The 25192-nt window shown below is 48.5% G+C and carries 20 protein-coding genes and 3 pseudogenes; 14 read left to right on the top strand and 9 right to left on the bottom strand.

The window, feature by feature from the left end:
- Window positions 1-83: 83 nt before the first annotated feature.
- The gene (locus NX720_RS15085; RefSeq protein ID WP_262595625.1) at window positions 84-701 is read right to left on the bottom strand and encodes a hypothetical protein; all 618 of its coding nucleotides are present in this window, start codon (window positions 699-701) and stop codon (window positions 84-86) included.
- Between the two features lie 533 nt (window positions 702-1234).
- Here NX720_RS15085 and rpsU point away from each other — a divergent pair.
- From rpsU to rpoD, 4 genes are all read left to right on the top strand, one after another.
- Entirely contained in the window at window positions 1235-1450 is a 216-nt protein-coding gene (rpsU, locus tag NX720_RS15080) for a 30S ribosomal protein S21 (RefSeq protein WP_034839300.1), read from the top strand.
- A 146-nt stretch (window positions 1451-1596) separates the two neighbouring features.
- Complete coding sequence (locus NX720_RS15075) at window positions 1597-2046, top strand: GatB/YqeY domain-containing protein (protein ID WP_262595624.1); 450 nt, start codon at window positions 1597-1599, stop codon at window positions 2044-2046.
- Window positions 2047-2074: 28 nt separating this feature from the next.
- Complete coding sequence (gene dnaG, locus NX720_RS15070) at window positions 2075-4126, top strand: DNA primase (RefSeq protein ID WP_262595623.1); 2052 nt, start codon at window positions 2075-2077, stop codon at window positions 4124-4126.
- A gap of 303 nt (window positions 4127-4429) precedes the next feature.
- Window positions 4430-6262: an RNA polymerase sigma factor RpoD gene (gene rpoD / locus NX720_RS15065; protein WP_262595622.1), complete on the top strand. Its 1833-nt coding sequence runs from the start codon at window positions 4430-4432 to the stop codon at window positions 6260-6262.
- Between the two features lie 95 nt (window positions 6263-6357).
- Here rpoD and NX720_RS15060 read toward each other — a convergent pair whose 3' ends face one another.
- Window positions 6358-6624 (bottom strand): hypothetical protein, encoded by a 267-nt coding sequence (locus NX720_RS15060; protein WP_262595621.1) that lies wholly within the window; start codon window positions 6622-6624, stop codon window positions 6358-6360.
- 1164 nt (window positions 6625-7788) lie between these two features.
- Between NX720_RS15060 and pykF the strand changes: the two genes are divergently transcribed.
- Together pykF and NX720_RS15050 are read left to right on the top strand one after the other, a co-directional pair.
- Window positions 7789-9210 (top strand): pyruvate kinase PykF, encoded by a 1422-nt coding sequence (pykF, locus tag NX720_RS15055; RefSeq protein ID WP_262595620.1) that lies wholly within the window; start codon window positions 7789-7791, stop codon window positions 9208-9210.
- 219 nt (window positions 9211-9429) lie between these two features.
- Window positions 9430-9711 carry a hypothetical protein gene (locus NX720_RS15050; RefSeq protein ID WP_262595619.1) on the top strand — a complete coding sequence of 94 codons (282 nt, stop codon included), beginning with the start codon at window positions 9430-9432 and terminating at the stop codon, window positions 9709-9711.
- A 74-nt stretch (window positions 9712-9785) separates the two neighbouring features.
- Here the strand turns inward: NX720_RS15050 and NX720_RS15045 are convergent, their stop codons facing one another.
- From NX720_RS15045 to nagB, 3 genes are read right to left on the bottom strand one after another with little or no spacing between them, the layout of a single operon-like run.
- Window positions 9786-10973: an ROK family protein gene (locus tag NX720_RS15045; RefSeq protein ID WP_262595618.1), complete on the bottom strand. Its 1188-nt coding sequence runs from the start codon at window positions 10971-10973 to the stop codon at window positions 9786-9788.
- 59 nt (window positions 10974-11032) lie between these two features.
- Window positions 11033-12208, bottom strand: a complete 1176-nt coding sequence (nagA, locus tag NX720_RS15040) for an N-acetylglucosamine-6-phosphate deacetylase (protein ID WP_262595617.1) — start codon at window positions 12206-12208, stop codon at window positions 11033-11035.
- Window positions 12195-13013, bottom strand: a complete 819-nt coding sequence (gene nagB, locus NX720_RS15035; protein WP_262595616.1) for a glucosamine-6-phosphate deaminase — start codon at window positions 13011-13013, stop codon at window positions 12195-12197. Before nagB ends, nagA begins: the two co-directional genes overlap by 14 nt.
- Before the next feature lie 429 nt (window positions 13014-13442).
- On the opposite strand from nagB, the gene nagE reads away from it, so the two are divergent.
- The 3 genes from nagE to NX720_RS15020 all read left to right on the top strand — a co-directional run bounded on the left by nagE (window position 13443) and on the right by NX720_RS15020 (window position 15591).
- The gene (nagE, locus tag NX720_RS15030; protein WP_262595615.1) at window positions 13443-14816 is read left to right on the top strand and encodes an N-acetylglucosamine-specific PTS transporter subunit IIBC; all 1374 of its coding nucleotides are present in this window, start codon (window positions 13443-13445) and stop codon (window positions 14814-14816) included.
- A gap of 216 nt (window positions 14817-15032) precedes the next feature.
- Entirely contained in the window at window positions 15033-15332 is a 300-nt protein-coding gene (locus tag NX720_RS15025) for a BrnT family toxin (protein WP_262595614.1), read from the top strand.
- Window positions 15319-15591, top strand: a complete 273-nt coding sequence (locus tag NX720_RS15020) for a BrnA antitoxin family protein (RefSeq protein ID WP_262595613.1) — start codon at window positions 15319-15321, stop codon at window positions 15589-15591. Before NX720_RS15025 ends, NX720_RS15020 begins: the two co-directional genes overlap by 14 nt.
- A 36-nt stretch (window positions 15592-15627) precedes the next feature.
- Here NX720_RS15020 and NX720_RS15015 read toward each other — a convergent pair whose 3' ends face one another.
- Window positions 15628-16800, bottom strand: a complete 1173-nt coding sequence (locus NX720_RS15015) for an RNA-guided endonuclease InsQ/TnpB family protein (RefSeq protein WP_262595612.1) — start codon at window positions 16798-16800, stop codon at window positions 15628-15630.
- A gap of 65 nt (window positions 16801-16865) precedes the next feature.
- Between NX720_RS15015 and tnpA the strand changes: the two are divergent.
- The 3 pseudogenes from tnpA to NX720_RS14995 form a co-directional block, all read left to right on the top strand.
- A pseudogene (tnpA, locus tag NX720_RS15010) lies at window positions 16866-17201 on the top strand (IS200/IS605 family transposase); the annotation flags it as partial.
- Window positions 17202-17273: 72 nt separating this feature from the next.
- Window positions 17274-18493: pseudogene (locus tag NX720_RS27180) on the top strand (ISAzo13 family transposase).
- A gap of 11 nt (window positions 18494-18504) precedes the next feature.
- Window positions 18505-18600 (top strand): annotated as a pseudogene (locus NX720_RS14995) (transposase); the annotation flags it as partial.
- Between the two features lie 251 nt (window positions 18601-18851).
- On the opposite strand, the gene pnp reads toward NX720_RS14995, so the two are convergent.
- Both pnp and rpsO read right to left on the bottom strand, forming a co-directional pair.
- Entirely contained in the window at window positions 18852-20954 is a 2103-nt protein-coding gene (gene pnp, locus NX720_RS14990; protein ID WP_262595610.1) for a polyribonucleotide nucleotidyltransferase, read from the bottom strand.
- A 368-nt stretch (window positions 20955-21322) separates the two neighbouring features.
- Complete coding sequence (rpsO, locus tag NX720_RS14985; protein WP_034878324.1) at window positions 21323-21592, bottom strand: 30S ribosomal protein S15; 270 nt, start codon at window positions 21590-21592, stop codon at window positions 21323-21325.
- A 251-nt stretch (window positions 21593-21843) separates the two neighbouring features.
- Here rpsO and NX720_RS14980 point away from each other — a divergent pair, with 251 nt between their 5' ends.
- Together NX720_RS14980 and NX720_RS14975 are read left to right on the top strand one after the other, a co-directional pair.
- Complete coding sequence (locus NX720_RS14980; RefSeq protein WP_262595609.1) at window positions 21844-22869, top strand: TRM11 family SAM-dependent methyltransferase; 1026 nt, start codon at window positions 21844-21846, stop codon at window positions 22867-22869.
- Window positions 22870-23060: 191 nt separating this feature from the next.
- Entirely contained in the window at window positions 23061-24332 is a 1272-nt protein-coding gene (locus NX720_RS14975) for a methyltransferase domain-containing protein (protein WP_262595608.1), read from the top strand.
- A gap of 52 nt (window positions 24333-24384) precedes the next feature.
- On the opposite strand, the gene NX720_RS27175 is transcribed toward NX720_RS14975, so the two are convergent.
- A complete protein-coding gene (locus NX720_RS27175; protein WP_404830998.1) occupies window positions 24385-25128 on the bottom strand; it encodes a C2H2-type zinc finger protein in 744 nt (247 codons plus the stop codon).
- Between the last annotated feature and the right edge of the window lie 64 nt (window positions 25129-25192).

Raw genomic sequence — 25192 nt, 5'->3', positions numbered from 1 at the left:
CTGAAAATCTGAATTCAAAAAATTGCCCGGAGTTTACCACCAATCAGGTCTGAATAGGGGGGGGGAAGTAGATACTGGCAATCCTAACGCAAGGCTGAAGACCTTCTCAGGTTAGCCCTTCTACCAACATAGAATTCATTTACATCCCGCCTCAAGAGACTAAGAGAGACCTCAACAGATCCTCTGAATAATGACCTGTTTCTCGTATCTGCAATTATCCTGTCAAGCAGTACTGCGGGGTCCTGCCGCCAAGGCCAGTTGTCGTTCCTGCTCCGAGCCATTTTTTTTTTGAACTCCGCACTTATCGGTGCCGGAAAAAAAGCATACTGAAAATATCGCCCGATATACTCGTCTTGTGGATAAAGAATGTACATGAAGTGTCCATCGTTTGCCCTAACTTCAGAAAGTGCTATATAAAGCATCAGGGTGTCTAAACAGGTGTTAACTCGAAGCTCTTCGTCAATATTTATAGAATCGATGGTATAACGACATTGCTGACCAAACGGAACCTCCCCTCTCTCTATTAAGGATTGGTCAAACCTGTCACTCACCATTGCAGTCGCCATTTCCTGGCCACCCCTCTGGACTAACTTTAGACTTAACCAATATTCATCAATTGCACGTTTTAGAGTCAGAACATTCCCCGATGGAACATGATAGAAAGAATACCCATCATCAAACTCGGTACGATCGAAAGACATAGAATAGTTTCTCCTCTGGGAGCCTGACAAAGGCGCATGGCTAAAGCCCTGTTACAGGACCAGGCCGTGAGAGGGGATCAATATCTGAAGGAAGCTGCCGAAGTTGTTTCAGGCCGTGCTCACCTGCTGCCCCTCACTGAGATCTGACCCGGGTGAAACTTCCCTGGGATTTATACCCATCCCGACAGGCAATTTCGAACGCCAGGCAAACCCTGAGTCGCATTTTCACCGACCAGCAGAGCAAATCTTGCACTCCTGACGGTCATTTTCCAGCATCTGCCACGAGGCAACAGACGATACGCCAAATTGCCGGTTTTTTGCATTTTCCGGCGATTGGCTATAAAATTCGCACCCTTTTAAAATACGCGGCTAATCCAGTGACTGGTATGATCACCAGACACTGAATTTTTGCGGACCGGATTTCGCTTCATGCAGTTGTCAGAAAACTGTATTCAGAAGCACTATTGCTGCTGTATCATGCCGGGCTGCGAACTTCTATTGAATCAACGAATATTTAGGAAGGTGAGCTCTGCATGCCTGCTGTTAAAGTTAAAGAAAATGAACCGTTTGACGTAGCCCTGCGCCGCTTCAAGCGCTCTTGCGAAAAAGCTGGAGTCCTGGCTGAAGTACGTCGTCGTGAACACTACGAAAAGCCGACTTCTGTTCGCAAGCGCAAAGCTGCTGCTGCCGTTAAGCGTCATCTGAAAAAACTGCAGCGCGAACAGCGTCGTCGCGAGCGTCTGTATTAAGATCGTAACGATCTGAATACCTGCTTCAGTTACAAGACGATTCAGCATAAACCTTCAGGGTCACGTCAGTGGCAACCTCGGAAGGCGAAACCTGAGCACCTGACAGGCTTTATGCCTGTTTGTGGATATATACACAGGAGAAGACCATGAGCGAATGCACGGTAAAGGACCAACTGACTTCAGCAATGAAGGAAGCCATGCGCAACCGCGAAAAGGCTCGCCTGGGAACTATCCGCATGGCTCTGGCAGAATTGAAACGTATTGAAGTAGACGAAAAGTCGCTGGACGACACCCGTGCCCTTGCAGCTCTTGACAAAATGGCCAAGCAACGCCGCGATGCCATTACCCAGTTCGAGTCTGCGGGGCGCACGGATCTCGCTGAACAGGAACAGTTTGAACTGACTGTTATTCAGGACTTCCTGCCTGAACCACTCTCCTCTGAAGACATCGACCAGATTGTCCGTGACGCCATTGCCCGGAGCGGTGCAGAAGGCATGAAAGATATGGGCAAGGTAATGGGTCTGGTAAAGCCTCAGGTTCAGGGTCGTGCCGATATGGCTCAGATCAGCCAGTCAGTTAAAAAACTTCTGGGCTGACTTCCGCAACCCTGCGATAATACTTTACATGGCTGGACGCATTCCACAGACATTTATTGACGACCTGCTGGCCAGAGTCGATATCGTCGACGTGATTGACAGCCGGGTCAAACTGAAAAAAACCGGTCGTAACTATTCGGCCTGCTGCCCGTTCCACAAAGAAAAAACACCTTCTTTCTCCGTCAGTCCTGACAAACAGTTCTACTACTGTTTTGGCTGCGGTGCCAGTGGCAACGCTATTGGCTTCGTGATGGACTTTGACCATCTGGACTTTCCTGCCGCCGTCGACAACCTTGCCGGCACACAGGGTATGGAAGTACCCAGAGAACAAAGCAGCCACCAGAGCCGACGTCCGGATTACTCCGAGCTTTACGAGCTGATGACCCGCGCCTCAGACTACTATCAGGAACAACTGAAAGCAGCACCTGACGCCCCCAGAGTCGTCAACTACCTGAAACAGCGTGGACTCGACGGCCAGACCTGTAAACAGTTTGGCATCGGCTTTGCTCCCAGAGGCTGGAGCAACCTGCAAAACCTGCTGGCCACCAGCGACGAGAAAGAGGAGCAGCTGGTCAAAACCGGCATGCTGGTTGAAAACGAAGAGAACCAAAACCGTTACGATCGCTTTCGTGACCGGGTTATGTTCCCGATTCGCGACAGCCGTGGCCGCATCATTGCCTTTGGTGGGCGTGTACTGGGTGATGCCAAACCGAAATACCTGAACTCCCCGGAATCTCCTATTTTCCACAAGGGTCGGGAACTTTATGGCCTTTACGAAGCCAAAAAGAGCAATCGCTCCCTGGAACGCATCCTGGTGGTCGAAGGTTACATGGACGTGGTGGCACTGGCACAGCTCGGTATCACTAATGCGGTGGCAACCCTGGGAACCGCCACCACACTGGAACACATGCAGCGACTGTTTAAAACGGTCCCCGAAGTCGTGTTCTGTTTTGATGGCGACGACGCAGGCCGACGGGCGGCATGGCGTGCCCTGGAGTCGACCCTGCCTAATATGCAGGATGGACGACAGGCACGATTCCTGTTCCTGCCCCAGGGAGAAGATCCCGACAGCATGGTGCGACAGGAAGGTTCAGAACAGTTTCTTCAGCGCATTCAGGATCAGGCGCTCAGTCTGGACACCTTTCTGTTCAAAGAACTGGAAGACGGTCTGGACCTGCATACCATGGACGGCAGGGCTCGATTAACCAAGCTGGCACAGCCTTATCTGAGCAAGTTACCTGACGGTATATTCAAGCAATTACTGCTACAAAAACTGTCAGAGCTGACCGGGCTTGATTCGTCAAGACTGGAAGCGCACTTAAACACTGAAACTGAACAGAAAACAGCGTCAGCTACCGCACCCGCTGACAAGACGACTCATGACGACTATCAGGATCATCATGAGCATCATTACCCGTCGGGGCATGACGTTGCGAATTATCATCCGGAAAGTCATTCAAGTAGCTATTCAAACAGCTATTCAGAAGAACCTTTTAACTATTCAAACTCTACACAACAGGGTGCGTATGGTTACCAGAAATCAAAAGGTTTTTTTGACAAAAGGGCAAAAAACTTTGATCCTGTTTTAGAGAAGACACAGATAAAAGTCGGCCGTTCACTATACGCCATACGACATTTGCTGTGTAATCCGCAGCTCGCCTCCGACGTAAAGTGCATTAATACACTGGCGCAGGATAACGATGCCGATACTGCATTGCTGGTCGAGCTGCTAAAAACACTGAAACAACAACCCAACCTGGCCACCAGTGCATTAATTGCTCAATGGTACGGTACAGACAAGGGTAAACGACTACAGCAGGTTGCCACTCTGGAACTCGGACATGAACCTGATGACAGAGAATTCTGGGAAGCGATCAAACGCATTTCAGACAAAGTGGCAGACCTGGAGCACCAGCAGGCTTCAAACAAGATTTCAAGCACGCTGGCGAATAGAAAACCAAACCAATTGGACGAACAGCAACGCAGCGAATACGAAGAGTTCCTGAAAAAACATAAAGCACGTCTTGGTATTAGCACTACTGGCGCAACTAAAGATAAAACGAAAGTATCAAAAAAATAACTGCACACACACCATTATTGGGTATACTTGAAGTTCACTGTGTGCAGTGGATACAACGTTATAGAGTTATAGACCATTATCTGATAAATCCGGTCTAACAACATCAGGGATGGGGAAACATGTGTCATGTTTAAGCATGGAAAGCACTCCGGTACCTCGCCCAGCGAAAATTGAGCACTCGTTCATAGAGCTTCTACAAGCTTCAGGTGGAACTTGTCTCGGTTTTTGAGCTATAATTGCCTGCTTACGTTTTTTCGTCCGGCACTTCATTTTTCGCTGTTATTTCGCTGTTAAAGGGTTGATATGTCAGCTAATTCGCAACAACAATCCCGACTGAAAGAGCTTATCTCTCGCGGTAAGGAACAGGGCTACCTGACTTATGCAGAGGTAAACGACCATCTGCCGGAAGACATTTCTGATCCGGATCAGGTCGAAGACATCATCCGCATGATTAACGACATGGGTATTACGGTCTACGAAACAGCGCCGGACGCCGATACCCTGTTGATGGCTGAAGCCGAAACCGACGAAGCGGCGGTAGAAGAAGCCGCTGCAGCGCTTGCCGCCGTGGAACAGGAGGCCGGCCGTACCACCGACCCGGTACGTATGTACATGCGTGAAATGGGCACCGTAGAACTTCTGACCCGTGAAGGCGAGATTCAGATCGCCAAGCGGATAGAGGAAGGCCTGCGTGAAGTCATGTCAGCTCTGTCTCAGTTTCCAGGTTCCGTACAAATTGTCCTCGATGAATATGACCGCATTATTGAAGAGGAAGGTCGTCTGACCGACCTGATCAGTGGTTATATTGATCCCGACTCTGATGAAGCGCCCGCTGAAGAAGCACCCATTCCAAGCGTTCAGGAGATGCAGGACGACTTCAACGACAACGACGATGAAGACGACGATGAAGACGAAGAACCTGGCGGCCTGGACCCTGAAGAAGCCCGTGAACGCTTTCAAGCACTGCAGGAAAAGCACGAACAGCTGATCAACGTTCTGGCCGAGCATGAGCGTGGCACACAGGCCGCTAAACAGGCTCTGGCAGAAATGGCAGAACCGTTCATGCCCCTCAAGCTGATTCCACGTGTGTTTGACATGCTGGTATTCCGCATCCGCAACACCCTGGAAAACATCCGCGGCAACGAACGCGCCATCATGCAGCTGTGTGTACGTCGTTCCAAAATGCCACGTAAGATCTTCCTGAAGACTTTCCCCGGCAACGAAACCAACCTGGAATGGGTTGACCAGGTGACCGCTGGCAGCGCGGCTTACTCTGAAAACATCAAGGCGTATCGCGAAGAAATCGTTCGCGCCCAGAAAAAGCTGTCTGCGATTGAGAAGGATTATGGTATCACCCTGAACCAGATCAAAGACATCAACCGTAAGATGTCCCTGGGTGAAGCCCGCGCCCGTCGCGCTAAAAAGGAAATGGTTGAGGCCAACCTGCGTCTGGTTATTTCTATTGCCAAGAAATACACCAATCGCGGCCTGCAATTCCTGGACCTGATTCAGGAAGGCAACATTGGCCTGATGAAAGCGGTGGACAAGTTTGAATACCGTCGTGGTTACAAGTTCTCAACTTACGCCACCTGGTGGATTCGTCAGGCGATCACCCGCTCTATCGCCGACCAGGCTCGTACTATCCGTATTCCGGTACACATGATCGAGACCATTAACAAACTGAACCGCATCTCCCGTCAGATGCTTCAGGAAATGGGTCGTGAACCAACACCGGAAGAGCTGGCAGTGCGCATGGAAATGCCAGAGGATAAGATTCGCAAAGTACTGAAAATTTCCAAAGAGCCTATCTCGATGGAAACACCGATCGGTGATGATGAAGACTCCCACCTGGGTGACTTTATCGAAGACGCTACCATTCAGTCTCCGATTGACCGGGCCACCGGCTCCGGCCTGAAAGAGTCTACCCGACAGGTACTGTCCGGACTGACGGCTCGTGAAGCAAAAGTCCTGCGCATGCGTTTCGGTATCGACATGAACACCGACCACACTCTGGAAGAAGTGGGCAAACAGTTCGACGTTACCCGTGAGCGTATCCGTCAGATCGAAGCCAAGGCATTGCGCAAACTGCGCCATCCGACTCGCTCCGATCACCTACGCAGCTTCCTGGACGAATAAGCCCGGGAAGACCAGAGCGTTACAAAAAAGCTGCAAGATCTGAAAAGGTGTTGCAGCTTTTTTATATGCGTCCAGAATACAGGAGGTTACTCTGGCTAAACATCCTTTCCTTCTCCCCTGCTAATGGAAATATTCTCCTGACCTTCTGCCAAATCCAGATAGTCAATAGCCTCGCTATCGGTTTGAATATGTTCTGGCAGATACACCCTAAATTCCAACCGAATCTGCCGTGACTCAGATTCCTGATCGGTCGAATCAATGACCAGAGACGCCAGCTGAGCCCTGCCACGCCCAATAAGGCTTGAAGCCATCAGTCGTATACGTTCTCTGTCTTCCCCGGGCATTTCGTTGCTTACAGGCACAGCAAGCCTCAGATTCCATTGAGGCAAAAAAGAACGATGATGCCACACTCCAAATAAACACAAACTACAAAGAGGGTTACCAGCAAAACCTGCACTCCACACGGCGCTCCCGGTCGATAGAATAAAAGAACCAAAGATTCCCGCTAGACCACCGTTACAAAGACCACAAATGCCCCAAAACAGTGGAGATTTCAGAGTCCGCCAATTGTCCCGTTTGTAAGTGTAAGCAGGAGTCGAACTCTGTAGAGAAGCCAACCTTTTGCTTTCACAGCCGAAGAGTGAGAGCAGGCGAATCAGGTGAGGAATATCAGATCGACTGACGGTTATTGATTCACTACTTCCAGAATAAGTGTTACCAGGTCTTGCCGTGAGCCGATAATGAACAACCTGACCAGACTCCCCCCACAACCGAAATGATGAGGCTGGCCCTGCAGGTTCGGGCTGCAGACAAACCAGAGGCACCGCTTCGGATGCCTGCGACGTAGTAGGGACGCATCCCCCGGTAAGGCCCGGAGTTGGCAACTCTGAACTGTGCTCAGCTGATAACCCCTCCCCTCCGGGCTCCGCTCTTAGCAAAATCGGAATCTCAACGGTTTCACTATCAGGAAATGTAATGACCAGGCTGCGTGGCGTTAACTCTGCCACAGCCAAAGAAGAAATGACCAGAGAAATAACAATACTAAACCAAGTTATTAAAACACCTTGCTTCATAGATTCCACTTCCGCTAATTATATGAGTTGAGTGTGCAAAAATAGCCAACTTTTATGCACGCTGCCTTAATTCAGCCAAAAATCTGAAGCACTGTTTACAAGTAAACATTAATAACGATTTTTTCTAACAAAAACCATCCAATATCATCTTTTTTTACAACAACTTACTGTTAATAACTACCTGACTGAATAGCACCGAAAATATTGATCCTCATCAATAGCGTATAGGTTAAAATTCAAAGGAATTTCATCTTTTTTGCGGTAATATTCGCGCTCTACACACTCAACCCGAGTACGTTTCCGAAGGTTTATGCGCAAGTCGATCATGCGTTTCGATGTCGACTAGTGCGTGAACCTTCCAAAACCGTTCTCGGATCCTTTTTTCGGGTTTAAGCTACTTCTATATGCAGCACAATGTAGCCACCCGGTTTCTCTCAAACGGAGATAAGTGCAGTGAGAAAGACCAAGATAGTTTGTACTATCGGACCAAAGTCTGAATCCAGGGAAATGCTGACCAGGCTGGTAAACTGTGGCATGAATGTGATGAGACTTAACTTCTCTCACGGCGACTTTGACGAACACGGCGGCCGCATCAGCACAATCCGTCAGGTAACTGCAGAAACAGGCAAGAAAGTTGCCATTCTGCTGGACACCAAAGGGCCTGAAATCCGTACGGTCAAACTGCAAGGCGGCAACGACGTTATGCTGACTGCCGGCCAGGAATTCACCCTGACGACCGACGCTACCGTGATCGGCGACAACACTAAAGTAGCCGTTACCTATAAAGGCCTGTGCGAAGACCTGAAACCCGGCAACACTGTACTGCTGGACGATGGCCTGATCGCCATGAGCGTTAAGGAAGTCAAAGGTAATGAAATCCTGTGCGACGTTAAAAACAGCGGCGAGCTGGGTGAAAATAAAGGCGTTAACCTGCCCGGTGTCAGCGTTCAGCTGCCAGCTCTTTCTGAAAAAGACAAGGCAGACCTGGTATTTGGTTGCGAACAGGGCGTAGACTTCGTTGCTGCCTCCTTTATCCGTAAGGCTTCAGACGTTCAGGAAATCCGTGAGCTGCTGGACTCTAACGGTGGCGAAAGCATCCACATCATCTCTAAGATCGAAAACCAGGAAGGCGTGGACAACTTCGACGACATCCTGTCGGTTTCCGACGGCATCATGGTAGCCCGTGGCGACCTGGGCGTAGAGATTCCTGTTGATCAGGTTATCTTTGCCCAGAAAATGATGATCGCCAAGTGCAACAAAGCGCGTAAACCGGTTATTACTGCCACCCAGATGCTGGATTCGATGATTAAGAATCCTCGCCCTACCCGTGCGGAAGCCGGTGACGTTGCCAACGCCATTCTGGACGGTACAGACGCCGTCATGCTGTCGGGTGAAAGTGCCAAGGGTAAATACCCGACTGAATCCGTCAGCGTGATGTCCACCATCTGTGAAAGCACCGACGGCACCATCGAATCCAAAGTTGAAGGTTATGACGTAGAGATTGACGAGCGTCGCAGCATCACCCAGGCTGTTTGCCGTGGCGCTGTCAGAGCCTCAGAAACTCTGGAAGCCAAACTGATTATCGTTGCCACCAGACAAGGCAAATCCGCCCGTTCAGTACGCAAGTTCTTCCCGCACGCTCCAATCCTGGCGATCACCACCTCTAAGAAGACTGCCCAACAGCTGAATCTGACCAAAGGCGTAACCACTGCCTTTGTTGAAGCTCTGGATAACACCGACCAATTCTACAAGCTGGGCAAGGATATGGCGGTTGAACTGGGGCTGGCCAGGGCTGGCGACACTGTTGTTATGGTATCCGGCGCTCTGGTTCCTTCCGGTACCACCAATACCTCTTCGGTTCACATCATCGACTAATACCGTCGTTTATATGTGATCCCGTCCCGCATCATTCAGATGCGGGACCTCCCTCTCCTACCCACGCTAACAACGAAAAACACCAAATTATCCACATAAACGACCACTACCAGACATTTTATTGATCGAAGTCGGCTTTTTGATACTTCAATAATGGCATATTAATAAAATGTCATCGTCGTTTAGTTTGACGCAGGTTATTTATGGAGTACTGTTGGTATGAAATTAATTGAACTGAAAGAAGCCAAGCTCAGGTTCAGCCTGGGTGAGATCAGGGGCGGAGCAAAGGTAGAGCATTACCCAACTCAAAAAGGCTTTTGCCTGCGCCTGCTGGGCTCAGCAGATACTCACTCCCCTTACACCGTTCGCTCCCAGCGTGACCGCCGAATGCCCAAGCATTACTCCACGCTGGAAGCAGTCACCAACGAACTGAAAAGCATTGGCATTGAAACCTTTACCGTTGACCTGACAAAAAAACCGGAGCCGCGTATCGAACGATAAACTGAAACCTGATATACCCACACTGGATGTTATGACAGCACTGCAATGCGGTCATAACATCCATTAAGCTGTGATCATCCAGACACCACCTGCATAAGCAGGCCGCGCTCCAGCAAAGCCCTGCGAACTAAAGAAAAACCGCCAAACCACTGATTATTGCCCAGTTGCGAAGTGCGTAAAATAATCTTGCTACTTCCGCCCACGGAAACTGTCTGAGTATCAAGGCAGTGCTCAATCACCGGCAATACGACTTGTGACGCCTTAAAAATTTCACCATCAAGAACAATACATTCCGGCCTTAGCAGGTTGACACTTCCGGAAAGCACCTGACCCAACCGACTGGCCGCCTGCCGGAGCAGGTTTTGCGCCAACTCATCCCCACTCTCCGCTGCCTGACAAATCTCCGTGATACCAGCCCCCGCCTCCAGACGACCGGCAAGGCCTTTGGCGATAGTATCAGAGTATTGATGCTCTATCGCCTTATTAGACACTTCGGTTTCCAGGCAACCAAAGTTTCCGCAATAGCAGCGATTCCCCAGGGGGTTAATCTGGATATGACCTATCTCCCCAACCGGCTGATTTTTTCCTTCATAGAGTCGCCCGTCAAGAACCATTCCAAGACCAACGCCATTATGGACACGAACGTATAAAACATTGTCGTAGCCCCTGCCGGCACCAAACCGATGTTCAGCCAGTGCCATGGCAGCAATAGAGTTACCAAGATAACAGGGGATTCCCGTCGAGTCCGTCACCTGTTTAACCAGGTGCCATTCATCCACATCAACGTGGGGCATAAACCGAACCACCCCTTCTGACGAGTCAATGACACCCGGCAAGGTGATGCCAATACCGGCAATACGGTTAATCAGATCGGCATGCTGCTTCTGAAAGCTCTGCAATTCACGAATAATCTGTTCGCCAAGACTTTTCTGATCCTGCCCCAGAGTCAGTACCGAGCGCTTTGCCAGCAAGTTGCCGGCAATGTCACACAGACCGATATGGATATGCTTGCGCCCCGCCCTTGCCGCAAGAATTTGCAGCACTTCCATTCTGGAAGAAAGGGAGGTGGCTTTTCTTCCACGCTCTGACGCCTGCTGCTCAACTTCGTGAACCAGCCCTTCTTCAAGAAGAAACCGGGTGATACGAGTGACACTACCACCCGCAAGATTACACTCCCGGGCGATTTGAACTCTGGAAATTCCGCTGGAATTGACAATGGTTTTGTAAACAGCCGTAATATTGCGCTGTTTAACAAAATCCATGTTTGCAATCATATTCGTCATAATACTCGGGGCTCAGGACTCGGGACTCGGGAGTAGCATCAGACCAGTCCGACGGGGTTCAGGTCACCACCACTCACCGTACCTTTTACGCTATAGTCCCCGTCCAACAGAACAAGGTTCGCATAGCTACCAGGCCGGATCGTCCCCATCATGTTATCCATACCAATCACCCTGGCAGGGTTTTCTGTTGCCATCACCAGAGCATCCCGTTCAGAAATACCCTGGGTAACGCAGTTCTTTACCGCTTCAATCATGGTCAGGGCCGAGCCGCCCAGCGTACCATTTTTGCTGGTACACTTGCCGTTCGAGTGGTAAACCTTCTGCCCGGCGAACATGAATGATTCAATATCCGTTCCGGCTGGTGTCGTTGCATCCGTTACCAGAACCAGTCTGTCGTTTAATAACTGCTGACTCATGCGCAGGTTATGCCAGTCCAGGTGATAACCATCCGCAATGATTCCAGCCCCCAGCTTACTACCTGAAAACGCTGCCCCGACCACACCAGGCTCCCGACTTTGCAACTGGCTCATGGCATTAAACAGGTGCGTGACAAAACTGGCCCCCGCTTGTTCGGCTGCACGAACCTCATGGAACGTTGCATTGCTATGTCCAATGGAAACAACAATACCCGCCTGACTTAGCCGGGTGATATGCGCAGGCTCGCAGACTTCAGGAGCCAGAGTCAGCATGGCGATAACATCTGCGTTTTCGCAAAGATAATCCACCCTGTCCGATGAAAGCGGGCGTATATGATTTTCATCATGAATGCCCTTTTTCAGCTTATTGATATAAGGCCCCTCAAGATGAAGTCCGGGAACTCGTTCCGGGTGCTTCTCCCTGTAAGATCTGACCACCTCGATGGCCTTATTCATATCGCTGTCACTGCATGTGATCAACGTCGGCAGAAAGCTGGTGCAGCCAAACCGTAAATTCGTGGCATGCATAACATCCAGAGTCGCTTCTGAGATATCCGCATTAAAAAGAACACCACCGCAGCCGTTTAGTTGCAGATCAATAAAACCGGGAGCCAGCGTATACCCGTTAAGGTCTACCGTTTCGATATTCTCATCAGCAAACGACTCCGTGCTGACCTGCTCTATTACCCCTTCGTTGACCACAATACTCCTGATATTTGCCAACCCGGAGTCAGTAATATGGGCTGGCAGAGCAAAATGGGTCAGGGCGTATCGGGAAGACTTATCAGGCATGAACATGACGACTGACTTCCTTGATGTTTACCGCTTCAATATCCTGGAAATAACGAAGGGTTTTAACCTTCAGCTCCATGGTGGCAGCGTCGTCACAGACCATTATGGATTTCGGGTGAAGCTGCATGGCAGAGACTGTCCAGAGATGGTTAACAGAACCCTCAACAGCCGCCTCAACAGCACGACTCTTATCCGCGCCAGTGGCCAGAATGATAACCTCCCTGGCATCCAGCAAGGTAGCAACCCCCATGGTCAAAGCCAGCTTTGGCACCTGACTGATATCGCCATCAAAGAATCGGGCATTGGCACGACGGGTATCTTCCGTCAGTGTTTTGATACGGGAACGGGAGGAAAGTGACGAACCTGGCTCATTAAACGCAATATGTCCATCTCTGCCTACCCCCCCAAGGAACAACTCAATACCACCATAGGACAGAATGGCTTCTTCATAAGCCTGACACTCAAGCTCCAGATTCTCGGCGTTGCCGTTAAGGAAATGAACGTTTTCAGCGGGCAGATCGATATGGCTGAACAACTGTTCTTCCATAAACTGACGGTAGCTTTCCGGATGGCCGGCAGGCAGTCCAACGTACTCATCCATGTTGAAAGTGACAACATGCTTAAAGCTGACCTCACCCTTACTGTAAAGTCGAATAAGCTCCTTATAGGTTGCAACCGGAGTCCCACCCGTTGGCAAGCCCAGTACGAAAGGCCTCTCTTTGCCTGGGTTGAACTTATTGATGCGGTTAACAATATATCTTGCTGTCCAGTGGGCCGTTTCTTCGGATGTCTGCAAAGGAATAAGGCGCATAAGCGTTTCTCTTACCGTGAAGGTTGAAGCTTTAGTTAAAAGAAGAATGCAACAAGCTTAATTATTTTTCAATGAAAAATAATTGAAAAATATAGACCTCTACTTGCCATCAAGCAATCAATGACCCCATCATATTTTACAACCAGCCAACATTAAAAAGGTCAAAAAAACAGACACACCGTTAGATCGCGTTACTTTCTTCATCAACGTGCAATTTATATTGATATGGATCAAAAGAACTTAAAGTAACCGGTAAGGATTAATTTACATCGTGAAATATACCTTTATGATCGACGCACGAGGGATCAACGAAAAGTTTTGTTAGCTTTTGCTAGCAACTGTACCTCCCTGCAAACCATTGCGTTACATAACGTTAAGCTGTTCGACTTTAATCCTGACGCTAAAAAAAACCAACACAGAGACATCCACATGAATATCCTCAACTACATGCAGCGGTTAGGCAAGGCGCTCATGCTGCCCATTGCTACCCTGCCTGTTGCTGCCATGCTGCTTCGCCTCGGACAGCCAGACCTGCTCAACATCGCCTTTATGGCAGAAGCCGGTAACGCTATTTTCAGCAACCTGCCACTTCTGTTTGCCATGGGTATCGCCTGCGGGCTTGCTAAAGACGACGCTGGTTCCGCCGTTCTGGCGGGTGCTGTTGGCTACTTTGTTCTGACAGCCGCTGCCAAAACCATCAATGCCGATATCGACATGTCTTTCTTCGGCGGCATTATTGCCGGTATTATTGCCGGGCACAGCTACAATAAATTCCACGCCACCGAAATGCCTTCCTACCTGGCATTCTTCGGAGGTAAACGACTGGTGCCGATCATGACAGGCCTGATCGCACTGGCTGTTTCCGTTCTTGCCGGTTATATCTGGCCTTCCATTCAGAGCGGAATTAACGCGTTTGCACTGGGCGTGTCAGAATCCGGCCCTGTTGGTCAGTTCTTTTACGGTGTTCTTAACCGTGGCCTGATCCCTGTTGGCCTGCACCATGTTGTGAACTCTGTGTTCTGGTTTGGTCTGGGTGAATTCACCAACGCCGCAGGCGAAATTGTCAATGGCGACCTGCCCCGCTTCTTTGCTGGCGACCCGACTGCGGGCGTATTCATGGCAGGCTTCTACCCGGTCATGATGTTTGGCTTGCCAGCCGCTGCATTTGCCATGTACCTGACCGCACATAAAGAAAACCGCGCAAAAGTCGGTGGCGTTCTGTTCTCTGTTGCCCTGACAGCGTTTCTGACCGGCGTCACCGAGCCACTCGAATTTATGTTCGTATTCCTGGCTCCGGCGCTTTACGCGGTACATGCCGTACTGACCGGTCTGTCTCTGGTCGTCACTAACAGCCTGGGCGTACTGCACGGCTTTGGCTTCTCGGCGGGTGCGTTTGACATGCTGCTGAACTGGGGACTGGCCACCAACCCTGTCACCCTGATCATGATCGGCCTGGCCTTTGCCGCTATCTACTTTTGCGCCTTCTATTTTGGTATCAAAGCCTTCAACCTGAAAACACCAGGTCGTGAAGATGAAGAAGTAGCAGAAACCGTTGAAATGGAACAGTCCGGGCGAGCTGAACGCTACATCGCCCTGCTGGGTGGACAGGAAAATCTGAAAGAAGTCGGTGCCTGCATTACCCGTCTGCGACTGACCCTGAAAGACTCCAACAATGTTGACGAAGCAGGTCTGAAAGCACTGGGGGCGAAAGGCGTTGTTCGCCTGAGCAGCAGTAGCCTGCAGGTTATTCTCGGACCACAGGCCGAGATCATTGCCGGCGAGATCAACCAGCGACTGAGTTGATCGATAAAAACACAAAAAAAACCTGAATTTCTTCAAGGCAGTGCAGCAAAGTGTGGAAGCTTTGTGGCATTGAGTAACAAATAAACATCAGGTTGCATTTAATTATGCAGCCTTTTTTATAATTTTCAGTGTTAGCTGTGATCAGTCCAAATTCTGATCAACTTCCCGATTTCAAACTTTCTTGACCTATTGCGTATATGTTCATAATATACATTTATGATTAATTTAGACAAAGTACTTGGTTTTGACTGGGATGAAGGAAATGTCAGAAAAAAACAGGAAAAACATAGTGTTAGTCAGGCAGAAGCTGAACAGGTATTCTTCAATAACCCCCTACTGCTTCTATCTGACAAGAAGCATAGTGACGATGAAGCTAGATATCATGCATATGGGAAAACCAATAATGATAGAAGGCTACATCTCTCTTTCACATTAAGAAGCTCTGACACCTTAATCCGTGTTATTTCAGCTAGGGATATGAGCAGAAATGAGAGGCTTGTATATGAAAAGGCTTAAAGAAATACCAGACTTCAAGACAGAAAAAGAAGAGCGTGAATTTTGGGAAACTCATGATTCAAGCGAATATCTTGATTTAACTCAAGCTGAAAGTGCAGTGTTTCCGAATCTGAAGCCTTCCACTAAGGCGATCTCATTAAGACTGCCTCAAGGCTTGCTAGATATGATTAAGGTAGAGGCGAATAAAAGAGATGTGCCATACCAGTCTTTAATAAAAGTTTGGTTAGCTAAAGCTGTTGAAGAAGCCAGAGCGCAGTGACTGCTCCCCACCCTATCGGATGAGGATTCTGATTTCTTAGGCAGCAACCGACAGTATGCCGGATTTACGCAAGCCTCCATCAGCAGAAACGGACAGTCCTTCCGCCTTTAATTTCAATATGCCTTGCTTCTTGATATTGCGAGCTGCATTAATATCCCGGTCATGGATAGCACCACAGCTACACTCCCATGATCGGATTCTCAATGGCATTTTTTCCTGTTTCAAATCGCAGACTGAGCAAGTTTTAGAGGATGCAAACCACTGGTCTATCTTCACCAGATGTTTACCTTCCTGCTTTGCCTTGTATTCGAGTTTGGTTATCAGTGAGTGCCAGCCAGCATCAGCAATAGAACGAGCAAGACGCTTGTTCTTGAGCATGTTTTTAACTTTCAGTGTCTCCACAATCACCGCTTGGTTTTCGTCGATGAGTTGTTTTGATAGCTTATGCTGAAAATCATTACGGGCAAAGGCTACACGCTCATGCGCCTTTGCCACCAATAAACGGGCTTTGTGCCTACCTTTTGAGCCTTTCTTGCAGCGAGATAGAGCCTGCTGTTTTCTTTTCAGGTTACGTTGTGCTTTTTTCAGAAAGCGAGGATTGCCAGTCTTATGGCCGGTACTGGTGATAGCCAGATCAGTAATCCCCATATCAACACCGACAACCTGATTAGCTTCAAGATTATCAATCTGTTTTGGTTGTTCCTGGGTATCATCAGCCAATATGGAGGCAAAATACTTGCCGGTTAGCGTTCTGCTCAGGGTGATAGACTTCACCTTACCCACTATTTCACGATGCACTTTAGCCCTTATGGGCTTGCGCTTGGGGATTTTTATCCAGTTATCGCCCACAGAGACAGACGTACAATGGTAGCTACTTTGCTTGCCATGCTTTTTCTTGAAGCGAGGAAATCTTGCCTGCAATTTGGGATTGAAAAAGTTTTGAAAGGCCGTATCCAGATTGATAGTGGCCTGTTGCAGTGCAATAGAGTCAGCGTTTTTCAGCCATGAGTACTTTCGGCTTTTCTTGGCTTTTGCCAGCAAGGGCTTCAGGTGTTTTTTGGGAGAAAGGCTCTGCCCACGAGCCTTGTAATAATGAACCTTAATAGCCAGGGCCTTGTTCCATACGAACCGCACAGCATCAAACTGACGGTCGAGAAATTCCGCCTGCTCTGATGTTGGATAGATTCGTACTTTGGTGGCTCTCAGCATGGAACGTTATTTCAGTGCTCATTAATATAAAGTTTATATTACAGGTATTTGAAAGAGGTTTTCAAGTGAGCGCACACAATAAGGATTTGCTTAAAGGGTATCTTCGCAAACGACATAGCGTTACCAAGCTGGTTGTTCATTTGGTGTTCACGACAAAGTACAGGCGAAAGCTTTTTGATGGCTATATGATCAAGCAGTTACGGGAGTCGTTCGAGAGTGCATGTGAAAAACTGGAATGCCAGTTACTTGAAATGGATGGCGAAAAAGATCACGTACACCTGTTGGTGGCCTACCCACCAAAACTGGCTATCAGTGTCATGGTAAATAATCTCAAATCAACATCATCAAGACGGTTGCGAATGCTGAATACCCACCTTACTGCTCAGAGCAAAGCAGGCTTAAGGGGAGTGGCATAACAAACTTTACCGGAGTATCTTTCCTGCTTACTCCCTCTGTGATTGATTGTGAACGTCATGTCCAGCGTTAATGTCACCCCTGAATGCAAACACCTCATTATACTTGCTGCTAAAAAGCTCAAAGGCTCTGAACACAGAGCCTTCATAGCTGAAGTCGCTGAACAGCTCTGTTTTGGTAGTCCACGCCTTACTGAAACCGAGTTCAATTTTGGTCGTCATACCGTTGAACTCGGGATGCATGAAAAAAGGACAGGACTTATTTGTTATGGAAATTACGTATCTCAGGGCAAGCCAAAAGCAGAAGTAGCAAATCCTCAACTGGAACAAGACATTCGAAGCTTGGTAGACCCTGAAAGTCAGGCTGACCCGCAGCTCAGAAATACGTTCTCCTATGCTCGCATAACAGCCAGTGCTGTTCGAAAAAAACTGATTGATGAAAAAGGGTGGCAGGAAGAGCTACTTCCCAAAGAGCGTACTTTCTGCAACATGTTGAACCGCATGGGCTATAAACTTCACAAGGTACAGAAGACCACGCCGGAAAAAAAATCCCGGAAACCGATGCCATCTTTGAAAACGTCAAACAAGTAAAAAGCACCGCAAGCCAGAGAAAGCAGAGTCTTCAGATCAGCATTGATTGCAAAGCAACGGTTAACCTTGGAAATTTTTCCAGAGGTGGTAAAGCAAGAGGAACTGAAGCGGTCAAAGCGCTGGATCATGATATGGCCACCAAAGAAAAAATGATCCCCTTTGGAATACTCAATCTGGAAAATGATCAACTGTATGTCTTTTACGGTAACTCTTACAAAACCAGTGATTTTATCTGCGATGCCATTGAACAGTGGTGGGAGCAGGTGAGGGAAACTAACAGGTATGTCGATGAGCTGGTTATCTACGCAGACAACGGTCCTGAAAGTAACAGCCACCGAACTCAGTTTCTTTTCAGAATGGTTGAGTTTGCCAAAAAAGTGGGGCTGAAAATACGGCTGGTTTACTACCCTCCCTACCACAGCAAGTACAATCCGATTGAACGAGGCTGGTCTTATCTTGAGAACCATTGGAATGGCAGCCTTCTAAACACAGTAACGTCTGTTTTAGAGTGGACAAAGACAATGGTATGGAAATGCATGAACCCGATAGTGAAGCTACTTGATCAACCGTATCAAAAAGGGGTGAGACTGAGTAAACAGGAATTAGCTGAAATACAGCCTCACATCATTCGCCACTCTGAGTTAAAGAAATGGGATGTGACAATTGTTCCGGAACCGGTAAATTATTGATTGCCGCTCCCCTAATGTGGTCAAGGTCTTACTTTGCTTGCAGTGCTGGCGGTGCAACTATCGAGACTCTGAAGGACTACGTTAATAGCCAGAGTACACCAGATTGATGGCGGAAGGCTCTGCGCCTTCCCGTCTTATATCCCCGCCCGCATTGGGCGAGGGTTTACGACGATTTTGCTAAATAATTGAAGTATAAGGTGATTTTAAAACCCAGAATAAATTTTCCACACTTCGCTACACCGCCTTGGAATTTCTTCAGGTTTTTTCTTGTAGGTTGGGAAGAGCGCAACGCTTGTGCCCTTCAGGGTAACTCCCAACCTACGCCACTACTTCCCTTACACGGAAATAGCAGTGCCGATTAAGACGCCTGTTCCTTAGCGCGGGCAACTTCTTTGATGCTCAGCTTGATACGGCCACGGGAGTCAATGTCCAGTACAACCACTTCAACCTGCTGACCCATTTGCAGGTAGTCAGATACTTTCTCTACACGCTCATCAGCGATTTGAGAAATATGTACCAGACCGTCACGACCCGGCAGAACACTCACAAACGCACCAAAGTCTACGATACGGGTAACTTCACCGGTATAGATCTGACCAACCTCAGCGTCAGCAGTAATACCGTAAACACGGTCGTAAGCAGCCTGGGCCTTTTCCTTGTCGTCAGCGAAGATTTTCACCATACCACTGTCGTCGATATCAACAGAAGCACCCGTATCTTCACAGATAGAACGGATGGTCGCACCACCTTTACCGATAACGTCACGAATCTTGTCGGTGTCAATTTTCAGGGACATGGTCATCGGCGCGTTTTCGTTCAGCTCGGAACGGCTCTCGCTGATCACCTTATTCATTTCGTCCAGAATGTGCAGACGAGCGTCCATCGCCTGATCCAGGGCGATTTCCATGATCTCTTCGGTGATACCGGCAATCTTGATATCCATCTGCAGAGCAGTAATACCTTCGGAAGTACCAGCTACTTTAAAGTCCATATCACCCAGGTGGTCTTCGTCACCAAGAATGTCGGTCAGGACTGCAAACTGTTCACCTTCTTTCACCAGGCCCATAGCAATACCAGCTACTGGTGCTTTCAGAGGTACGCCCGCATCCATCAGCGCCAGGGAAGAACCACACACGGAAGCCATGGAGCTGGAACCGTTGGATTCAGTGATTTCAGAGACCACACGAACGGTGTATGGGAACTCGTCCTGAGTCGGCAGCATAGCCTGAACACCGCGACGGGCCAGACGACCGTGACCAATTTCACGACGACCCGGCGCACCCATACGACCACACTCACCGACAGAGTAGGCAGGGAAGTTGTAGTGCAGCATGAATGGATCTTTGGTTTCGCCTTCCAGGCTATCGATAATCTGTGCGTCACGGGCAGTACCCAGAGTCGTAGTGACCAGAGCCTGAGTTTCACCCCGGGTAAACAGCGCAGAACCGTGAGTCTTTGGCAGAACGCCGATTTCTACGTTGATCGGGCGAACGGTCTTGGTGTCACGACCGTCGATACGAGGCAGACCATTGATGATATTGCCGCGCACTACGGATTTTTCCAGACTGGAGAATGCCTTCTCAACATCAGACGCGTCGAACTGACCTTCTTCTTCACCAGCCAGGGATTCCAGCACTTCCTGCTTCAGCACACCCACCGCAGCATAACGATCCTGCTTGATGGTGATCTGGTAAGCTTCACGCATTCTACCTTCAAAAGCGGATACTTTTTCTTTCAGTTCGGCATTTTCAGCTGGTGCTACCCAGCCCCAGCCAGCCTTGCCAACTTCAGCGGCAAAGGCTTCAACAGCAGAGATAACAGACTGGTATTCCTGGTGTGCAAACAGCACCGCGCCCAGCATTTCATCTTCAGTCAGCTCCTGCGCTTCAGACTCAACCATCAATACGGCGTCTTTAGTACCCGCTACCACCATGTCCAGCTCGGACGTTTCCAGCTCGGCATAGCTTGGGTTCAGCAGGTAGCCTTTTTCTTCATTAAAGCCGACACGCGCACCACCAATAGGCCCCTGGAAAGGGATACCGGAAATAGCCAGGGCTGCAGAGCAGGCCACCATCGCCAGAATATCCGGATCGTTTTTCTTGTCCACGGAAACAACCGTCAAAACCACCTGAACTTCATTCATGAAGCCTTTAGGGAACAGGGGGCGAATAGGACGGTCGATCAGGCGGGAAGTCAGGGTTTCTTTTTCGCTGGGACGGCTTTCACGCTTCAGGAAACCGCCAGGGATTTTACCCGCAGCGTACGTTTTTTCCTGGTAGTGGACGGACAGAGGGAAAAAGTCCTGCCCTGGTTTCGCTTCCTTAGAGCCAACCACCGTTGCCAGAACGGCTGTATCACCCATGGTTGCCAGAACCGCACCCGATGCCTGACGGGCAACACGGCCTGTTTCCAGAACGATGGTCTGACCACCGAATGTAAATGTCTTGGTTACCGGAGTCACAATATTTTCCTTTAGTAAAACCCCAACCATCTGTGGCTGCCACGAGACACGGATGCAATTCAAAACCTTCTGGTAAGCACCTTCTGTCTGAAACTTTCTATCGGAAAGAGCACCAGAAAGACTTGGAATTGCACCCCGATTTGACAGCAAAACAAGATCAGAGCTGGATACGAAGCCTTTACTGACTGGCTTCTTTCATACAGACGACTGAAAATCCAGTGCCTGTTCAACGCAAAACACCGCCAGCCACACAATGGAAGCTAGCGGTGCTCTGACTGCGGAAGCCTTGCGGAGCCTGTGCTACAGCAAAGTCTTCCTGTTCTGCCGGTGATTTCAACAGAAACCACCCGTGCCGATCCCGAAGGCTATTAGCGACGCAGACCCAGACGTTCGATCAGGCTGCGATAGCGCTCAACGTCCTTACGCTTCAGGTAGTCCAGCATGCTGCGACGCTGGTTTACCATGCGGATCAGGCCGCGACGGGAGTGGTGATCCTTGTGGTTAGCCTTGAAGTGAGACTGCAGACCTTCGATGTTTGCAGTCAGCAGAGCTACCTGAACTTCAGGGCAACCGCTGTCACCTTCAGAGCGACCGAACTCCTTGATGATTTCAGCTTTCTTTTCAACAGTCAAAGCCATGATAAAGTCTCCATTGAATATGCATTACAACAAACGGGTACGACCGTGCATATTTACAGCCGACCTTATAGCCAAAACCCACTCACAGCCTCTACAAAGGCTTAAGAATTAGAACTGGCAAAATTAAGCGCTGCATTCTAACACTAAGGTTGGCATTATCCAAATCAACCCTTTGGCTCTTTGCCTAAACCAGTTGCAGGCCGTTGTAATTATTGCTAGCTTCCTGCCAGTTCAAACACTATGTATTTTTTATGCACCATTACGCCATTCTTGCCAACCCCGGCCACAACCGCATCTACTTTGACGCTGCCCTCAACATCGCCTGTAACGAAATCCGGGCAATTACCGAGGCCAGAGACTTAGAAATCAGCGACATTGGTGAACGGGACCTTAACCTTCCTGCCTGCATCTGCTTCAGCACCGAAGAACCTCTGAACAGTAAAGCCCTGAAAGCCTTGTCAGCTTCTTCCATCTATTACGCGCTGTTTGAAATCCTTGAACAGGGACTGCTCAAGCCACTGGCCGCTGAGTCATTCCAGACCTTTCCTGAAAGCCTGAACCAGATTCTCAAATACACCGGCAAAACCAATGAGCAATTCACCCGTATGATGGTGAACCTTGCTCTGAGCGCCTGTAAGACCGGCAGCGAACAAATCACCCTGATCGACCCTATGTGTGGCAAAGGTACGACACTCTTTGAGGGCATGGTTCGTGGTTTCAACGTAGTTGGCGTGGAAATCAACGACAAATGGACGCAGGAAATCCAGGCTTACCTGATCAACTACCTCAAAAAAGGTCGTTACAAGCACACAAAAGCCAAAGAGCGACGCACTCACAATGGCAAACGCCTGTCCGACGGCTTCACTCTGGAAACAGCGGCCACCAAAGAAGATTTCAGCAAGGGAAAAATCCAGACCCTGAAAGTATTCCCCGCCGACACCCGCCATACCCAGTTTCTGGCTAAAAAGAATTCCTGCGACATTCTGGTATCCGATCTTCCCTACGGTGTTCAGCACGGCAGTAAAAATGCCAAAGCCCCCAAACTGGATCGCAGCCCCCTTGAACTGTTGAAAGCAGCAGCCCCGGCATGGAAACAGGTCATGAAGCCCAAAGGTGCGCTGGTGATTTCATACAATGAATTCACCCTGAAATGGAAGGAGGCTGAAGAAGCCTTAACAGAAGCAGGCTTTAAAGTTCTGGGAGAAGAACCTTATATTAATTACCTGCATCGGGTAGATCAGTCGATCAATCGCAACCTGATTGTTGCTGTTAAATAACCCTATCGGTTACTCATGCCCGTTAAATTTCAGTTTCATACAACAAGTGGAACTTTTTTTTAATTTAACAATCCAACGAAAATCAAGAGCCACTAAAGCATTTGTTCGTCACCCACTGTAATAGAAAGGTGATGAACAAATTTTTGTATAAAAAGATAACTTGCGTTATGTAATACAAGGACGTTAATACCATGCATGATACTGTTCATTTCATTACCGGATCACAGTTGAAAGGTTGTAATACATGGTACGATGTTTACCAGAAGCTATCACAACCTCCCCACTCCATTCCGCCAGAGCGCCTTCGAAAGCTAAAGCAGCACTGTACCGACATCCACTGTACCGGATGTATGAACGGAAAAGTTGTTGAAATGGTTGATATTGAAAATAAAGTGAGTATCAAGCTCAGTGATTACAACGATGAACCATCCATGAAAACCATTAATGAGTGGAAAGTAAAAGGGTATCAGGGATTCTGCCACGACTGTAAAGAAAACTATAAATACCTTAATTTCATGCATGAAAATATAAGGCAACTTGAGAAAAAAGAAATACCGGAGAAGTGGACAGACGCACAGCCACTTTACCGCAAAGACTGCACCACACTAAGACGATCCATTCCGGCAGAAACTATAGCCCCGTTCGAGCCAGAAATAAAAAATGGATTGTTTGAAGACCTTTGTCTTGATGGGCAATACAATTTTAATTGCCACAAAATTGATGATGGTAGCTATGGGGTCGTATCAACTATCCGCAATACTCTGTCACAGCTGTTTTTTGGTGCTGCCGGGGAGCAAAGGCAGCCCAGCATCAGGGATTTTTATATCAGCAAACCAAGCTACTTCCTTAATTTCCAAAATACTTCTTTACAACATCTGCCCAGATCCTCGGAAGGTGGAATAGATTTCAGAAAAATTCTTACCAAGCACTTCGGAATGTGGGCATTAGTTGACAAAAGCTGGACCAGCCAGCTGGCTGATAAACTCAAAGAGCATGATATTCATTCATGCCTGGAGGTCGGTGCCGGAAGTGGTTATCTGTGCAAAGCCCTTAACGAACATGGCATTTCAGTCACGGCAACCGATAAGTACTCCACCGAAAAAAATACCATAACAACGGTTACGGAACTGGATGCCACAGAAGCCATTCGACGCCACCCTGAAGCGGACGCCCTGATTATTTCCTGGCCAATAACAAACGCTGGCGAGATGATTGCGGAGTGGCCAGTAGGGAAATGGGTCATTTATATTGGTGAACCGTCAGATAATAATTTAGGGTGCAATGCCGTAGATGACTTTTTTAATCAGGTCGACTTTGAATCCTATTCTGAAATCCCCATACCCCGCTGGGAAAAATCTTTAGATGTCTGTTTAATTGGAAAAAAAGTAAAAGACTGGGAGCGACCAGAGTGGTATGAGACAGAGAGCGATTCAGAGGAAGGCCAGGAGCCTGACCGAGAATAGCGCCCGTAGCGAGCAAACCAGGGAGTCAATAATTTACTGGACGACCGTAAAGTTAAGAGTCGTAATTCGCGTGAACCTTTAATAGCCCAGGGTCTGATTCATCTAGAAAAATTATTCCAGGGCCAGAACCCGGAGGGTTTTGACCAGTATATGCGGCTACTCGTCCTGATCCCTGTGTTGTGGTTGTTGTGATGGTTGTGCTGTTTGATGAAAAGCTGCATTTAGTGACTACGTAGGCACTTCCTACCGGGGATAAAACGGTGCTTATGATTGTCTTATCGTTTGGTGATTCCTTAGTTTGGCTTGTTACGGTTACCATTCCTTCTGGTTCCGTGTGCGTATGCACTGTGGTAGTCTGGGCTGTTGATTCGGATGGGTGTTTTACCTGGTTGTGCCTGGTAAGATGGAACTCCCGACTAAAACGACAACTGCATATTTGACATAGAAAGGTTCCGTTTTTTCCATGAACGCTCTTATTATGCCTTTTAAGATTGCCTAATTGAGTAAAAGAAAGAGCGCATGGCAGACACTCATAAGGACGTTCACCGGAATGGAGTGTTGAGTGCCTAACCAGGTTTCCATTATTTGTAAAAGTCATGTTGCATACATTACATTGAAAAGGTTTTTCACCGGTATGGGTAAGCATATGTTTGGCGAGTTTACTGGGAAAAGGAAAGCGCCTGTTACATATTTCGCACTGAAGGGACTGATCACCACCGTGGATTCGCTTATGACCCCTGAGAGAACCCGCAGTTGCGTAAGCTTTCCCACACTCATCACAGGTAAAACGCGGCACGCCTGATACTCCTGTGTAAGGCACAAAAAAAGCACAGAGCTAATCTTTTCACTCTAAGCTGTAT

It is taken from the genome of Endozoicomonas euniceicola (assembly GCF_025562755.1).
Classification (GTDB): Bacteria; Pseudomonadota; Gammaproteobacteria; order Pseudomonadales; family Endozoicomonadaceae; genus Endozoicomonas_A; species Endozoicomonas_A euniceicola.
The sequence above is the reverse complement of the archived record's forward strand: the minus strand, read 5'-3'. Positions and strand labels throughout refer to the sequence as shown.